The organism is Mycolicibacterium canariasense, from assembly GCF_002101555.1.
Classification (GTDB): domain Bacteria; phylum Actinomycetota; class Actinomycetes; order Mycobacteriales; family Mycobacteriaceae; genus Mycobacterium; species Mycobacterium canariasense.
Genome location: NZ_LQOL01000068.1, coordinates 64,211 through 80,393, shown reverse-complemented (window position 1 = coordinate 80,393; position 16,183 = coordinate 64,211). Strand labels below are relative to the sequence as shown.

Here is a 16,183-nt window from a genome sequence, read left to right as displayed (position 1 = left end):
AAATAGCGCGATTCACAGCAGAAACCGTAGTGTCGGCGCGAAGAGGGCCCCCGCGCTGAGCGCGGGGGCCCTCTTTATTACGCGGTTACCGGTAGTCCGAGTATCCGTAATCGTCCAGCGGCACGGCAGCGCCGGTGCTCTGGCCGAAGTCCGGGCTGTAGTACTGATCCTCGTAGGACGGGATCGTGTACGCCGCAGCGCGGGCCTCTTCGGTCGGCTGAACCTGGATGTCGCGGTAGCGGGCGATGCCCGTACCGGCCGGGATCAACTTACCGATGATCACGTTCTCCTTCAGACCCTGCAGCTTGTCGCTGCGGCAGTTGATCGCCGCATCGGTGAGCACGCGGGTGGTCTCCTGGAACGACGCCGCCGACAGCCACGAATCGGTGGCCAGCGATGCCTTGGTGATACCCATCAGCACCGGGCGACCGGCCGCGGGCTCGCCGCCCTCGGCCACCACCCGACGGTTCTCGGTCTCGAACTCGGCGCGCTCGGTGAGCGAGCCGGGCAGGAACTCCGTGGCGCCCGAGTCGATGATCGTGACGCGACGCAGCATCTGCCGGACGATGACCTCGATGTGCTTGTCGTGGATCGACACACCCTGGGCCCGATAGACCTCCTGGACCTCCTTGACCAGGTGGATCTGCACCTCGCGCGGGCCCTGCACACGCAGCACCTCGTGCGGGTCGGCAGCACCCTCCATCAGCTGCTGGCCCACGGTGACATGGTCACCGTCGGAGAGCAGACGCTCGGAGCCGTCCTCGTGCTTGAACACCTTCAGCCGCTGACGGCGGGTGAGCTTGTCGTAGACAACCTCTTCGCTGCCGTCGTCGGGAATGATGGTGATCTTGTAGAACTTGTCGGTCTCTTCGAGACGGACGCGTCCGGCGACGTCCGCGATGGGCGCCTTGTTGCGCGGCACGCGGGCCTCGAACAGTTCCTGCACACGCGGCAGACCACCGACGATGTCGGCGCCACCGGTAACACCACCCTGGTGGAAGGTACGCATGGTCAGCTGCGTACCGGGCTCACCGATGGACTGCGCGGCGACGATACCGACGGCCTCGCCGATGTCGACGAGCTTGCCGGTAGCCATCGAGCGGCCGTAGCACATGGCGCAGACGCCGGTGCCGGTGGTGCAGGTCAGCACGGAGCGCACCTTCACCTCGGTGATGCCGGCCGCCAGCAGCGCGTCGATGGCCGGGTCGCCCAGGTCGTGGCCGCGCGCGACGACGACGTTGCCGGCGGCGTCCACCGCGTCGGTGGCCAGCGTGCGGGCGTACGCCGACGTCTCGATGTGCTGGTCGCGCACCAGAGAACCGTCGGCCTGCTTCTCGGCGAGAGTGACGGTGATACCGCGCTCGGTCTCACAGTCGTGCTCGCGCACGATGACGTCCTGCGACACGTCCACCAGACGACGGGTCAGGTAACCCGAGTCGGCGGTACGCAGCGCGGTGTCGGCCAGACCCTTACGGGCACCGTGGGTGTTGATGAAGTACTCCAGCACGGTCAGGCCCTCGCGGAACGAGGACTTGATCGGACGCGGGATGTACTCACCCTTCGGGTTGGTCACCAGGCCCTTCATGCCCGCGAGCGTGCGGGTCTGGGTCAGGTTGCCCGTGGCGCCGGACTTCACGATCGTGATGATCGGGTTGTCCTCGGGGTAGTACGACTCGAGCGCCTTACCGACCTCTTCGGTGGCCTGCTGCCAGATCTTCACCAGTTCGCCGTTGCGCTCGTCGTGGTTGAGCTTGCCGCGCTGGTACTGCTTCTCGATGGAGTCGGCCTCGGCCTCGTAGCGCTCCAGGATCTCCTGCTTCTGCGGCGGCACGAGCACGTCGGCCATCGAAACCGTGACACCCGAACGGGTGGCCCAGTAGAAGCCGGCGTCCTTGAGCTTGTCCACCGTCTGCGCTACGACGATCATCGGGTAGCGCTCGGCCAGATCGTTGATGATCGAGGCCTGCGCCTTCTTGAACATCTGCGCGTTGACGAACGGGTAGCCCTTGGGCAGCAATTCGTTGAACAGCACCCGACCCAGCGTGGTCTCGGCGGTCCAGGCGTCACCCGGGGTCCAGCCATTCTCGAACAGCTCCGCTTCGACCGCGGCCGGCGGACGCTGCTGCGTCAGCCGCACCTTGATCTTGGCCCGCACGCTCAGCGCGCCGCGGTCCAGCGCCATGATGGCCTCGGCCGGGCTGCTGTACACGCCGGTCTCCGGCTGATCCTTGGTGGCCGGGGTGTACTCGCCGGTGTCCCCCTCGACCTCGGTGGTCAGGAAGAACAGCCCGGTCACCATGTCCAGACGCGGCATGGCCAGCGGGCGGCCCGACGCGGGAGACAGGATGTTGTTCGAGGACAGCATCAGGATGCGCGCCTCGGCCTGCGCCTCGGCGCTCAGCGGGAGGTGCACGGCCATCTGGTCACCGTCGAAGTCGGCGTTGAACGCCTCACAGACCAGCGGGTGCAGCTGGATGGCCTTGCCCTCCACCAGCTGCGGCTCGAAGGCCTGGATACCGAGGCGGTGCAGCGTCGGTGCGCGGTTGAGCAGCACCGGGTGCTCGGCGATGACCTCTTCGAGGACATCCCACACCTGGGGACGCTGCCGCTCGACCATCCGCTTGGCGCTCTTGATGTTCTGCGCGTGGTTGAGGTCGACCAGGCGCTTCATCACGAACGGCTTGAACAGTTCCAGCGCCATCAGCTTCGGCAGACCGCACTGGTGCAGCTTCAGCTGCGGACCGACCACGATGACCGAACGGCCCGAGTAGTCGACGCGCTTACCGAGCAGGTTCTGCCGGAACCGGCCCTGCTTGCCCTTGAGCAGATCGGACAGCGACTTGAGCGGACGGTTGCCCGGTCCGGTGACCGGACGCCCGCGGCGGCCGTTGTCGAACAGCGCGTCCACCGACTCCTGAAGCATGCGCTTCTCGTTGTTGACGATGATCTCGGGAGCACCGAGGTCGATCAGTCGCTTGAGCCGGTTGTTGCGGTTGATCACGCGGCGGTACAGGTCGTTCAGGTCGGAGGTCGCGAAGCGGCCACCGTCGAGCTGAACCATCGGGCGCAGCTCCGGCGGGATCACCGGAACGGCGTCGAGCACCATGCCCATCGGCGAGTTGCCGGACTGCTGGAACGCGGCGACGACCTTCAGACGCTTGAGCGCACGCAGCTTCTTCTGGCCCTTGCCGTTCTTGATGGTGTCGCGCAGCGACTCGGCCTCGGCGTCGATGTCGAAGTTCTCGATGAGCTTCTTGATCGACTCCGCACCCATGGCACCGGTGAAGTACTCGCCGTAGCGGTCCTGCAGCTCGCGGTAGAGCACCTCGTCGACGATCAGCTGCTTGGGAGCCAGCTTGGTGAAGGTGGTCCAGATCTCGTCGAGCCGGTCCAGTTCACGCTGGGCCCGGTCGCGCAGCTGGCGCATCTCCCGCTCGCCGCCGTCGCGCACCTTGCGGCGCACGTCGGACTTGGCACCCTCGGCCTCGAGCTCGGCCAGGTCGGCTTCGAGCTTCTGGGCGCGGGCCTCCAGGTCGGCGTCGCGCTGGTCCTCGACGGCCTTCTTCTCGACGACCATCTCGGCCTCGAGGGTGGACAGCTCGTTGTGCCGCATCTCGTTGTCGACGTCGGTGATGACGTAGGCCGCGAAGTAGATGATCTTCTCGAGATCCTTCGGGGCGAGATCCAGCAGGTAGCCCAGCCGGCTCGGCACACCCTTGAAGTACCAGATGTGCGTGACGGGCGCGGCCAGCTCGATGTGGCCCATCCGCTCACGGCGCACCTTGGCGCGGGTCACCTCGACGCCGCAGCGCTCACAGATGATGCCCTTGAACCGGACGCGCTTGTACTTACCGCAGTAGCACTCCCAGTCGCGAGTAGGTCCGAAGATCTTCTCGCAGAACAGGCCGTCCTTTTCGGGCTTGAGCGTGCGGTAGTTGATGGTCTCGGGCTTCTTGACCTCGCCGTAGGACCAGTTGCGGATGTCGTCCGCGGTCGCCAGACCGATACGGAGTTCATCGAAGAAGTTGACGTCTAGCACGTAACTCCCTTTCCCCTTTCGGGTGTTGAAACTTGATTAGCGCCGCGGCTCCGCCGCGATCAGGCCAAGTCTTCGACAGAAGCGGATTCGTTGCGGGACAGGTTGATTCCGAGGTTGGCAGCGGCACGCTCCAGGTCCTCGTCGTCACCGTCACGCATCTCGATCGCGGCTCCGTCAGAAGACAGGACCTCGACGTTGAGGCACAGCGACTGCAGTTCCTTGAGAAGCACCTTGAACGACTCCGGGATACCGGGTTCGGGGATGTTCTCGCCCTTGACGATCGCCTCGTACACCTTGACGCGGCCCACCGTGTCGTCGGACTTGATGGTGAGCAGCTCCTGCAGCGTGTACGCCGCACCGTAGGCCTGCATCGCCCAGCACTCCATCTCACCGAAGCGCTGGCCACCGAACTGCGCCTTACCGCCGAGCGGCTGCTGGGTGATCATCGAGTACGGGCCGGTGGAGCGCGCGTGGATCTTGTCGTCCACCAGGTGGTGCAGCTTGAGGATGTACATGTAGCCGACCGTCACCGGGTACGGGAACGGTTCGCCACTGCGTCCGTCGAACAGCCGTGCCTTGCCGTCGGCGTCGACCATGACCTCACCGTCGCGGTTCGGCAGCGTCGAGCCGAGCAGACCCTGCAGCTCCGCCTCGCGGGCACCGTCGAACACCGGGGTGGACACGATGCTGTCGGCCGGTGCGGACAGCAGTTCCTCGGGGAGGTTGCCGGCCCACTCGGGCGACCCTTCGATGTTCCAGCCGGCCTTGGCCACCCACCCGAGGTGGGTTTCCAGGATCTGGCCGATGTTCATCCGTCGCGGCACACCGTGGGTGTTCAGGATGATGTCCACCGGGGTGCCGTCTGGGAGGAACGGCATGTCCTCGACGGGCAGGATCTTGCCGATGACGCCCTTGTTGCCGTGGCGGCCGGCGAGCTTGTCGCCGTCGGAGATCTTGCGCTTCTGGGCCACGTAGACGCGCACCAGCTCGTTGACGCCGGCGGGCAGCTCGTCGTCGTCCTCGCGGGAGAACACCCGGATGCCGATGACCTTGCCGGACTCACCGTGCGGCACCTTGAGCGACGTGTCGCGGACCTCGCGGGCCTTCTCACCGAAGATGGCACGCAGCAGGCGCTCCTCCGGGGTCAGCTCGGTCTCGCCCTTCGGGGTGACCTTGCCGACCAGGATGTCGCCGTCGCGGACCTCGGCACCGATGCGGATGATGCCGCGCTCGTCGAGATCGGCCAGCACCTCGTCGGAGACGTTCGGGATGTCCCGGGTGATCTCCTCGGCGCCCAGCTTGGTGTCGCGGGCGTCGATCTCGTGCTCTTCGATGTGAATCGAGGTGAGCACGTCCTCTTCCACCAGGCGGTTGGAGAGGATGATCGCGTCCTCGTAGTTGTGGCCCTCCCACGGCATGATCGCCACGAGCAGGTTCTTGCCCAGGGCCATCTCACCGTTCTCGGTGCAGGGGCCGTCGGCCAGCACCTGGCCGACCTCCACCCGCTGCCCGTGATCCACGATCGGGCGCTGGTTGGCGCACGTGCCGTGGTTGGAGCGGTTGAACTTGCGCAACACGTAGCTGCGGCGGGTGCCGTCGTCGGCCATCACGGTGATGTAGTCGGCCGAGACCTCTTCGACCACGCCCGCCTTCTCGGCGACCACGACATCGCCGGCGTCGATGGCGGCGCGCAGCTCCATACCGGTACCGACCAGCGGGGCCTCGCTGCGCACCAGCGGGACGGCCTGGCGCTGCATGTTGGCACCCATCAGGGCACGGTTGGCGTCGTCGTGCTCGAGGAACGGGATCATCGCCGTCGCGACCGACACCATCTGGCGCGGCGAGACGTCCATGTAGTCCACCTCGGTGGCGGAGACGAACTCGACCTCGCCACCCTTACGACGGACGAGGATCTTGTCCTCGGTGAACCGGCCGTTGTCGTCGATCGGCGAGTTGGCCTGCGCCACGACGTGGCGGTCCTCCTCGTCGGCCGTCAGGTAGTCGATCTGGTCGGTGATGACACCGTCGACGACCTTGCGGTACGGGGTCTCGATGAAACCGAACGGGTTCACCCGCGCGTACACCGACAGCGAACCGATCAGGCCGATGTTCGGGCCTTCCGGCGTCTCGATCGGGCACATGCGGCCGTAATGCGACGAGTGCACGTCGCGGACCTCGAGGCCGGCGCGCTCACGGGACAGACCACCGGGGCCCAAAGCGGACAGACGCCTCTTATGGGTCAAACCGGAAAGCGGGTTGTTCTGGTCCATGAACTGCGACAGCTGCGATGTTCCGAAGAACTCCTTGATCGCCGCCACGACGGGACGGATGTTGATCAGGGTCTGCGGGGTGATCGCCTCGACGTCCTGGGTGGTCATCCGCTCGCGCACGACGCGCTCCATGCGGGACAGGCCGACCCGGATCTGGTTCTGGATCAGCTCGCCGACGGTGCGCAGACGACGGTTACCGAAGTGGTCGATGTCGTCGACCTCGACGGGGACCTCGACGCCGTCGGGCGCGGTCATCGTGGTCTGGCCCTCGTGCAGGCGCACCAGGTACTCGATGGTGGCCGCGATGTCCGCAGGCGTCAGCGTCGAATTGGTGATCGGCTGCCCGGCGTTCAGCCCGAGCTTCTTGTTCACCTTGTACCGGCCGACGCGGGCCAGGTCGTAACGCTTCTCCTTGAAGAACAGGTTCTCCAGCAGGGTCTGCGCGGACTCCTTGGTCGGCGGCTCGCCCGGGCGCAGCTTGCGGTAGATGTCCAGCAGCGCCTCGTCGGTGCCGGCGGTGTTGTCCTTCTCCAGGGTGCCCATCATGATCTCGGAGAAGCCGAAGCGCTCGGTGATCTGCTCGTTGGTCCAGCCGAGCGCCTTGAGCAGGACGGTGACCGGCTGACGACGCTTGCGGTCGATGCGGACGCCGACGGTGTCGCGCTTGTCCACGTCGAACTCCAGCCAGGCGCCGCGGCCCGGGATGACCTTGACGCTGTGCAGGTCCTTCTCGGTGGCCTTGTCGATGGTCTGGTCGAAGTACACACCGGGCGAGCGGACCAGCTGGCTGACCACGACACGCTCGGTGCCGTTGATGATGAAGGTGCCCTTGTCGGTCATCATCGGGAAGTCACCCATGAAGACCGTCTGGCTCTTGATCTCGCCGGTGTTGTTGTTGATGAACTCGGCCGTGACGAACAGCGGGGCCGCGTACGTCATGTCCTTGTCTTTGCACTCGTCGACCGGGGCCTTGACCTCGTCGAAGCGCGGATCGGAGAAGCTCAGCGACATGGAGCCGGAGAAATCCTCGATCGGGGACAATTCGGCGAGGACCTCTTCGAGGCCACCCACCGGGTTGACGTCACCGCGCTCGACGGCCTTGGCACGCCACTGCTCGGAGCCGACCAACCACTCGAAAGAATCGATCTGAACGTCGAGCAGCCCCGGGACCTCGAGTGGTTCCCGGAGCTTCGCGAATGAAATTCGGTTAGGCGCTCCCGGTACGGAGTTAGAGATAACGGACTTGCTCTGGCGAGAGACTGCCAAGATGCACCCTTCCAGCAACTGATGCGACCTTCTGGAAGGGTCCCAATGAGCTTGGGCGCCTGTTCCTTCGTGCCGCTTTAATCTGCGTCGGTTCGGCTGGCGTTCTCACAGTCCGAACCTCGGACGCACGGCACGCGACCAGATCACTGAGCAGGGCTCAGGCTAGGTTCACGATGTCAGGTGCAAATGAGGGGTGGGCAGGATGCAGCCAGCGCAACGTCCAACGATAGCGCAGGAAGGCGCATTCCTCAACCACCGCGTGTGATAGCGGTGGGGCGCTGGCTGGCGTCCGCAATCCGTGTACACATGCTGCCCAACAGACTGGCCCGTTTGGGCGCTTCCGTCAAGACTTCACACGCGGTTTGCTGTGCACTTTTGGATAGTAATGGTCCCCACCGACACGAGCGCGCCCAAGACAGCCGTGATGAAGATCACATCTTGGACGCGCCGCGGTGAAACCGGGTTGCGTGGGCTACCGCTCGACGGCGCGTGGGATGGAGGCGGTCGGGAATTCCTCGTCGGCGGCCTGCGGCGCGGCGTGGTGCACGTGCTCCTCGGCGAACTCGTGCGCCTTGTACCGGTGCGTGCCCTCCAGGTCGTCGAGGATCGCGGCCTGGGCGGCTTGGGGCAGGGTGTGCAGGATCTCGCGCACCCGGGCCTGGCGCCGGGCCACCCCCTGACGCTCGGGCATCCCCGGGGTCGCCGTCAGCTGCGGCGGCACACCCTCGATCTCCTCGACACCGCCGTCATGCTGGCCGGCCTCCAACATCGCCTGCTCGGCCGCCGCGGTCGCCTCGTCCTTCTCCTCCGACATACCGATCGGGCCGATACGCCGACCGTTGAGGAACTGCCTGACCACCGGCTCCTCACTGGTCAACAACACCTCACGCGGCCCGAACATCACCAGATGCTTACGGAACAACATGCCGATGTTGTCCGGCACCGTCCTGGCGATGTTGATGTTGTGCGTCACGATCAGCACGGTCGCGTCGATCTGGGCGTTGATATCGATGAGCAGCTGGCTCAGATACGCGGTACGGACCGGGTCCAGACCCGAGTCCGGCTCGTCGCACAGGATGATCTGCGGGTCCAGCACCAACGCCCGGGCCAGGCCGGCACGCTTGCGCATACCGCCGGAGATCTCACCGGGGAACTTGTGCCCGTCATTGGGCATACCCACCAGTTCGAGCTTCTCCATCACGACCTTGCGGATCTCGGACTCGGACTTCTTGGTGTGCTCGCGCAGCGGGAAGGCGGTGTTGTCGTAGATGTTCATCGACCCGAACAGCGCGCCGTCCTGGAACAGCACACCGAACAGGGTGCGGATCTCGTAGAGCTCCTTGGCCGAGCACTCCAGGATGTTGGTCCCGTCGATGACGATGGAACCCTTCTCCGGGCGCAGCAGACCGATCAACGACTTCAGGAACACCGACTTACCGGTACCGGACGGTCCCAGCAACACGCTGACCTCGCCGGCGGGAATCGACATCGTGACGTCTTCCCAGATCTTCGACGACCCGAACGATTTGCTCAGTCCGGTCACGTCGATTTGGACGCCCATACGATTTCCTTCCGACTACGGCTCACCGCGCCACCTGCCTACCCCCGCCTGTGGCTTGAGTCACTGTAGCGCACGTGGGATTTCAGCAACACGGAAGTCACCGGCCGGCCGCGCCGTTGCGCGACAACCTTCACGACAAAGGGCCGGGTCGTTTCCGACCCGGCCCCTCGACGAACCGAAACTACTTGACGGTGACCGTCGCGCCGGCGGCCTCGAGCTTGGCCTTGGCGTCGTCGGCGGCTTCCTTGGTGACCTTCTCCAGCAGCGGCTTGGGAGCGCCGTCGACCAGGTCCTTGGCTTCCTTGAGGCCCAGGCCGGAGACGATCTCGCGGACGACCTTGATGACGCCGATCTTCTTGTCGCCGGCACCCTCGAGGATGACGTCGAACTCGGACTGCTCCTCGGCGGCCTCGGCGGCAGCGCCACCGGCGGCGGGGCCGGCGGCCGCGACGGCGACCGGGGCGGCGGCGGTGACGTCGAAGGTCTCCTCGAACACCTTCACGAACTCAGAGAGCTCGAGCAGGGTCAGTTCCTTGAAGGCGTCGATGAGTTCTTCGGTGGACAGCTTTGCCATGGTGTTTCCTTATCTGTTGTTGGTGGTTGGTCTCAGGCGGCGTCGGTGTTTTCCGAGCCGGCCTTCTTCTCTTGCAGAGCTGCGGCCAGGCGGGCGACCTGGGACGCGGGCGCCACGAACAGCGCCGCGGCCTGGGACTGCTTCGCCTTGAGCGCGCCGGCGACCCGCGACAGCAGCACCTCGCGCGACTCCAGGTCGGCGATCCGCTCGACCTCGGACACGGACAGCGCCTTGCCGTCCATGTAGCCGCCCTTGATGACGAGCGCCTTGTTGTCCTTGGCGAACTTCTTGATCGCCTTCGCGGCGTCGACGGGCTCGCCGTTGATGAACGCGATGGCGGTCGGGCCGGCGAACAGATCGTCGAGACCCTCGATGCCGGCCTCCGATGCCGCACGCTTCACCAAGGTGTTCTTGGCGACGGTGTACGACGCGCCGGAGCCCAGCGACCTGCGCAGCTCGGCAAGGTTGGATACCGTCAGGCCGCGGTACTCGGTGACGACGGTGGCCGTCGCCTCCTTGAACTTCTCGGCGATGTCGGCGACCGCGGTGGCCTTGTCAGCCTTGGCCATGCTTGCCTCCTCGTGATGGTTGGGACGTCCACCAACCGGTGATCACGAAGGCCAGAAATCACGAACGCCCCGACACAGGACAGGTCGGGGCGCAGAAAAATACTGTTACCTCGTCCTCCTGCGTGGGCCGCCGGGCATCTGATGAGCCGCTTGCGCGAAGAACAACAGATAGATCCGGACCTTCAACCGAACAGAATTCGGTGACCGACGGTCTTCGGTGGAACCGCACAAGAGTAGCCGATACCCCCGCCATCGGCCAAAACGGCCGTCAGGCCCGGGCCAACGCGGCCGCCCCCACCAGCCCCGCGTCACCGCCGAGGGCGGCGGGCAGCACCTGTAGGTCCCGGAGGAACGACAGTCCGGCGTAGGTCCGCAGCGCGGCCCGCAATGGATCGAACAGCAGCGACCCCGACTTGGCCACCCCGCCGCCGATCACGACACGGTCCAGGTCACACGTCGCCGCCACCCCGGCGATCATCATCGCCACGCCCGCCGCACCGCGGCGGTACGCCTGGACGGCGATCGGGTCACCGGAGGCTGCGGCCTCGGCCAGTTGCCTGGCGTCGGCACCGGGCGGCGCCGCCCAGCCGTTGGCGCGGGCCCACCGCACCAGGTGCGGGCCGGCGGCGACGGTCTCCACACAACCCCGGCCGCCGCAGGTGCACGGTGCCCCGTCGGCCTCGACGACGACATGACCGACGTGGCCGGCGTTGCCGGTGCGCCCGTCATACGGGGCGCCGTCGAGCACCAATCCCCCGCCGATACCGGTCGAGACCACCATGCCCAGCAGGAAGGCCGCGCCGGCCCCGGCCCCGCGCCATTGCTCACCGAGCGCCATGCACAGCCCGTCACCGCCGAGTCGCACCGGACCACCGGTGAGCCGCCGGGTCCGCTCGACAATCGGAAAGCCTTGCCAGGCAGCGATATTGATCGGACTGACGGTCCCCTGAGCCAGGTCGACGGGGCCGGCCGAGCTGATACCGGTGGCCGTCACGGTGTCACCGGCCCGGCGGAGCGTCTGGTGAATCAGGTCTGCCGCGACGGCCCATACCGCGTTGGCATCACCGGCCGGGGTGGGCCGCTGGTCGCGGTGGGTGAGGGTGCCGTCGCCGTCGACGAGACCGACGGCGATCTTGGTGCCGCCGACGTCGACGGCCAGGGTGAGAGTCATCGGATGCCCATCTCTGTCAGTGCCGGTGGGTGTTGTCCGGCTGGCGGGGGTCGCCGGGATGCTCGTATCCGGGTGCCAGCCGCACCAGGTCGGCGACCTGTCCGTCCAGCCAGCACCGGAAGGCCCGGCGCCGCGCGGCGGCGCGCAGATGCTCGCTGATCGCCGGCCGCGCCTGGGCCAGCGGGATGGCCGTCCGGCGCGGACCGAATCGCCCCGGGTTGCGGGCGTGATAGGCCGCGACGTCCGCCTCGGTGACATCGACGGCGGCGGTGACGCGGGCGAACACCGCGCGGGCGTGCGGGTCATCCAGGACCGCCGCGGCGACGCTGCCGATTTCCAGCCGGGCGGCGGCGTCGGGCAACACCTCGTACACGGCGGGCGGGTCGACGGCGCCGGGCTGGCCCGCCACCACCCGCTCGGCGACCAGCAGTTGGGTCAGCCAGCGCCGCAACTGCCTGCCCTCGCTGGTTCCCGGGCGAGGCAGGGCGGAGCCGAACTGACCTGCCCGCAGCCGCCTTTCGCGTTCGTCGACCTCGGTTTCGGCGATCGGGTCGCCGGCCACCCAGGCAACCGTCGTCACGGCAGTACCTCCACGGCGACCGCCGGTGAGTACACCAGCCGGCCCGCGCAGGCCAGCCGGATCAGCGCCCACCATCGGCCCGGTTGCACCCACGGCGGCGGCGCCACGGCGAAATCCAGCCGCAGCGTTGCACCGGCCGGCAATTCGGCACCGGTGGCCGCCGGCCCCAGCCACTCCCAGGTGCCCCACGGACTGATCAGGTGGGCTTCGACGGCCAGGTCGGCATGCGCGTCGGTGCCGACCGTGACCGTCAAGCGGCCGCGCTCCCCGGCCCGCACCCGCACCGCTTCCGGCCCGGTGAGCAACCGCAGCACCTGCGCATCGGCCGGCGCGCCGACCGACACCAGGGACACGTCTTCGACCACCTGATGCCAGGCCGCGGGCAGCCCGCGACCGCGGGCGGCCGATTCGGCACGGCCGCGGGCGGCCAATTCAGCACGGATCGGGTACAGGCCCGGCGGACAGTCCGGCGGGCGGGTCACCTCGACATCGGCGTCCAGGTACTCCCCCGGCGGCAGCACGAAGGACAAGTCGCCCGGCTCGGCCGTCCAGCCCGGCGGGAGCGCCAACCGGACCCGGCCGCGCAGGGCGGTGTCGGTGCAATCACTGGCCGCGGTGAGCCGAAGCCGCACAACCTGATCCGTCACCGCCGTCACGTGGCTGGGATGCAGGTGCGCTACCACCGGCAGGCCGCCCAGCGGTGCCGGGCCCCGGTTGTGCAGCCAATACCGGGCATAGAGCGGCTGCGCGTCCTCGGCGTCCGGGGCCAGCGGCTGATGATCGGCGTTGGCGATCCGGATGCCGTCCAGCCGGCCGCGCAGAGTGGCGATCTGATAGCCGTGCAGCGCCGCCGTCGTCGCACCGGCCGGACGCTCCAGCAGGTCCGCGGCGGCCAGCGGCGAGACGCTGCAGATACCGGATCGCACCACGAATTCCGCGCTGCGACCGTGTGTTTCGACCAACCGTAGGGTGATCGAAGCGGGGTCCACCGGCTCGGCCGATCCACGTGCGAACGGATTGCCGGCGGCCTTGAGCGCACCGAGGGTGACCCGGCCGCCGGACGAATCGACGTCGAGGAGGGCACCGTGCGCGGGCAGGCCGTCGGCGCCGGCCCGCCGGTTGCGGACCGCGATGAGCGGATGTGCGAACTCCGCGCTGCGCTGTGGGATATCGGCATCGCGCCAATCCCCCTCGCCGACGATCACGGCGTAGTCGAAGGTGTGCGACCAGTGCTGCAGTTGAAAGTTCGACCCGTCCGGGGCGGTGCGGCGGGGCGGGTCGATCCACGTGCCCGACGGCCAGCCGGTGCATGACCGCATCAGCGAGGTGTGCAGGGTGCCGTCGGGTTCGACGGCGAACCCCGGCACGCCGCGGTTGCACAGGGCCACGGTCACCGACTCGAACGGTGTCAGCCCGGCCGGGGCGTCCTGGGGCACCGAGATCTCCGCGTCGGCGAGATCGGCGACCAGCGCGTCGACGTCCCCGGCGACGATCAGCACCGGCAGGCTGCGGACACCGCGCAGGTCGGCACCGGGAACCCACACCGCGGCGAGTTCGGACGTCGCGGGCACCCAGACCCGGGCGGTGCCGGTGGCAGCCAGTTGCCGATCCAGTTCCCGGCGATGCTCGGGCGCGGTGGCCAGCACCGCCGCGGTGAACGTGTTCTCGTCCGGGCAGCCGACCGCGATGCGGGCGTCGGGCAGGTTGGAGTCCACCGACAGGTCCCCGTAGCGTGGCCGGCCGGCCGCGCTGCAGGTGGCCGTGACCCCGGCGCGCACGAGGGCGACCATGAGATCTCGGGTATCGAATTGTTCGCCCGGCGTGACGACTTCGGCCACCGACACCGCGCGCACGCCCGCCCCGACGCGCACCCGCAGCATCGAGGACAGCCCGAACCAACCGTAGGCGGGGTTGTCCATGGTGGACGGGTGCTGCGCCGCATCCACCGCGTGCGGTTCGCCACGCCGGTGCAGCAGGCCGAAGCCGCGCCCGATCACCGCGTCACCGACCTCGCTGACCGGCATGGCGCCGGGCACCGGACAGGGCCAGCGCAGCCGCAGCAACCGGTCGGCGCCGGTGAACTCGTGTATCGCGGTGCGGCATTCGATGCGGGAGAGGCCGCGCCACAGCGTGATCGTCTGGGTGTAGCGCAACAGTTCGCCGATGCGTCCGTGCACGGTCAGGCGCTCGCCGAGCTCGCTTCGGCAGGCCTGGACCTGCGCGGCATACGCCGACGAGCACACCACCGGCCCCTTCGGCAGCAGATGCCACGGCCCTTCCCCGGCGGTGGGGTGCGCGGCGTACTCGTCGTAGACGGCCAGCTCGTTGCCCACCCGGCCGGCCGCGAGCAGTTCTCGACCGGCGGCAAGCACCGAACACACCGCACCTCCCCGCTGCGGGTCGACCCGGATCCGGTAGTGGTCGTTGCCGATCTCGTTGCCGGCCAGTTGTTCCCAGGCTGACCCCGGGGTGTCGTCGTCCAGTCGGTAGGAATCCCAACCGAGCGACCCGACGTCGGAGGCCAGCCAGCTCAGGGTGTGCCCGTCGGCCACCGAAGGCACCACCTCGCCGTGCCGGTTGCGCACCACACCGCGAAAGGGTTGCTCGAGGTGGGCGGTCACCACATCGGTTCGGTGGTGCGCCAACGGATTCCACACCACCATCGGTGCATCCACCGCGCCGCTGAGCAGGGCCAGCGCGTTGTCGCGGGCGGCGCGGCCCAACTCCCAGGCGTCCCGCCAGCCGGTCAGCAGATCCAGATACACCTGGTCGGATTCGGAGCCGGTGATCGCGTCGTGGTGCGCCCCGTAGGCCAGCTGCACCCACGCCTTCTCCAACGCTGCCTGCGGATAGCTGGCCCCGCACAGCAATCCGGCGAACACCGCGAACCGCTCGGCCTGCAGGACCACGTTCTCGGCGGCCCGGTTGGCCTGCTTGGTGTCGATATAGGAGACATCCTTGCCGGTGTAGATCGGGTTCATGTCCCGGGTCTGCACTTGGGCCCGCTCTGCGTTTGCGTCGAGTTCGGCGCGGACAGCCGCGAAGAACTCCTTGGGCAGCGCGCACACGAACCGCGGCCAGGTGTAGCGGGCGTTCCAGTCGCGGTGGATCTCGGTGACCCACTTGTTCGGTGGCGTGTAATCGGTGCCGACGGGCAGCAGCACATTGCGGGTCAGCGCCACCGTCTTCAACCGGGTGAACAGTTCGAAGGTCTGCCGCTCCGCCTCGGCGAGGGTGGCCGCCGAGTCCATCCACCACCCGGCCGCGTAGTGCGCGGGCATGTAGTGGGTGAGCAGCCCGCGCCCGGACGGCGCCGTCCACTCGAATTCGCTGGCGAACTGCATGCGTTCCGGGTCCCCGTGATCGGCCATCGGACCCCATTGGTGGTGCGGTCCGCGGGCCCACGAACTCGACGTCAGTCCCGCCTCGGCGGCCATCCCCGGGAACTGCGGATCGTGGCCGAATACGTCGAGTTGCCAGGCGGTCGCGGGGTCGGCACCGAGCACGTCGCGCTGAAATCCCATGCCTGCGACGAAGTTCCGGATGGCCGTTTCCGGGCTGGTGAGGTTGGTGTTGGGTTCGTTGTAGGTACCGCCCATGATCTCGATCCGCCCGTCGGCGATGAGGCGGCGCAGGTCGGCGCGTTCCTCGGGGTGGGTGTCCCAGAACGGCTTGAGATAGTCCACCTCGGCGAGCACGAACTTGTAGTCGGGAACCCGCCGGGCCATCTCCAGGTGTGCGGTCACCAACGCGAATCCGTTGGTCTGCCGGCACGCGCCCGGCGGGTCCTCGGTCCACAGGCTGGTGTAGGCCGCCTGGGTGTTCCACCAGACCGGGTCGTAGTGGAAATGGCTGATCATGTGCATGGTCCAGCCGGGCTCGGCGACGACGAAGGTGAACGGCAGGCCGGCGGCGCGGGCCTGCCTGCGTTGCCCCGGCACCGGATCGTCGACGTGCACGGGGATCTCGCAGATGCCGTCGGCGGCCGGCCCCTCGCCACGCAGTCCGTCGCCCTCGATGCGGATCACCGCACCGGCGCCGTCCCGGCAGGTGACGCGCACGATCTGCAGCGGCGCGTCGGCAGGCCCGACGAACAGTTCGGTGGACTCGGCCGCGACGGGGTTGCAAGGCTCGTCACGTCCGCGGCGCATGA

The 16,183-nt window shown here is 67.8% G+C and carries 8 protein-coding genes; all 8 read right to left on the bottom strand.

Annotated features, from left to right (window positions below; all coding sequences use genetic code 11):
- Positions 1-85: 85 nt before the first annotated feature.
- Positions 86-4,039 carry a DNA-directed RNA polymerase subunit beta' gene (locus AWB94_RS24065; protein WP_062658107.1) on the bottom strand — a complete coding sequence of 1,318 codons (3,954 nt, stop codon included), beginning with the start codon at positions 4,037-4,039 and terminating at the stop codon, positions 86-88.
- A gap of 59 nt (positions 4,040-4,098) precedes the next feature.
- Positions 4,099-7,593 carry a DNA-directed RNA polymerase subunit beta gene (gene rpoB, locus AWB94_RS24060; RefSeq protein ID WP_084395325.1) on the bottom strand — a complete coding sequence of 1,165 codons (3,495 nt, stop codon included), beginning with the start codon at positions 7,591-7,593 and terminating at the stop codon, positions 4,099-4,101.
- A gap of 454 nt (positions 7,594-8,047) precedes the next feature.
- Positions 8,048-9,136 carry an ABC transporter ATP-binding protein gene (locus AWB94_RS24055; protein ID WP_062658108.1) on the bottom strand — a complete coding sequence of 363 codons (1,089 nt, stop codon included), beginning with the start codon at positions 9,134-9,136 and terminating at the stop codon, positions 8,048-8,050.
- A gap of 181 nt (positions 9,137-9,317) precedes the next feature.
- Positions 9,318-9,710 carry a 50S ribosomal protein L7/L12 gene (rplL, locus tag AWB94_RS24050; RefSeq protein WP_062658109.1) on the bottom strand — a complete coding sequence of 131 codons (393 nt, stop codon included), beginning with the start codon at positions 9,708-9,710 and terminating at the stop codon, positions 9,318-9,320.
- 32 nt (positions 9,711-9,742) lie between these two features.
- Complete coding sequence (gene rplJ, locus AWB94_RS24045; protein ID WP_062658110.1) at positions 9,743-10,279, bottom strand: 50S ribosomal protein L10; 537 nt, start codon at positions 10,277-10,279, stop codon at positions 9,743-9,745.
- A 268-nt stretch (positions 10,280-10,547) separates the two neighbouring features.
- Positions 10,548-11,450, bottom strand: coding sequence for an ROK family protein (locus AWB94_RS24040; protein ID WP_062658111.1), 903 nt, complete (start codon positions 11,448-11,450; stop codon positions 10,548-10,550).
- A 16-nt stretch (positions 11,451-11,466) separates the two neighbouring features.
- Positions 11,467-12,030: a DUF7158 domain-containing protein gene (locus tag AWB94_RS24035; RefSeq protein WP_062658112.1), complete on the bottom strand. Its 564-nt coding sequence runs from the start codon at positions 12,028-12,030 to the stop codon at positions 11,467-11,469.
- Positions 12,027-16,181, bottom strand: coding sequence for a glycoside hydrolase family 38 N-terminal domain-containing protein (locus AWB94_RS24030; RefSeq protein ID WP_062658113.1), 4,155 nt, complete (start codon positions 16,179-16,181; stop codon positions 12,027-12,029). The genes AWB94_RS24035 and AWB94_RS24030 overlap by 4 nt, the downstream gene beginning before the upstream one ends.
- Between the last annotated feature and the right edge of the window lie 2 nt (positions 16,182-16,183).

Excerpts from the sequence above, each read along its gene's own strand:
- AWB94_RS24055 (WP_062658108.1), bottom strand. The coding sequence starts at position 9,136 with ATGGGCGTCCAAATCGACGTGACCGGACTGAGCAAATCGTTCGGGTCG.
- rplL (WP_062658109.1), bottom strand. The coding sequence starts at position 9,710 with ATGGCAAAGCTGTCCACCGAAGAACTCATCGACGCCTTCAAGGAACTG.
- rplJ (WP_062658110.1), bottom strand. The coding sequence starts at position 10,279 with ATGGCCAAGGCTGACAAGGCCACCGCGGTCGCCGACATCGCCGAGAAG.
- AWB94_RS24040 (WP_062658111.1), bottom strand. The coding sequence starts at position 11,450 with ATGACTCTCACCCTGGCCGTCGACGTCGGCGGCACCAAGATCGCCGTC.
- AWB94_RS24030 (WP_062658113.1), bottom strand. The coding sequence starts at position 16,181 with ATGCGCCGCGGACGTGACGAGCCTTGCAACCCCGTCGCGGCCGAGTCC.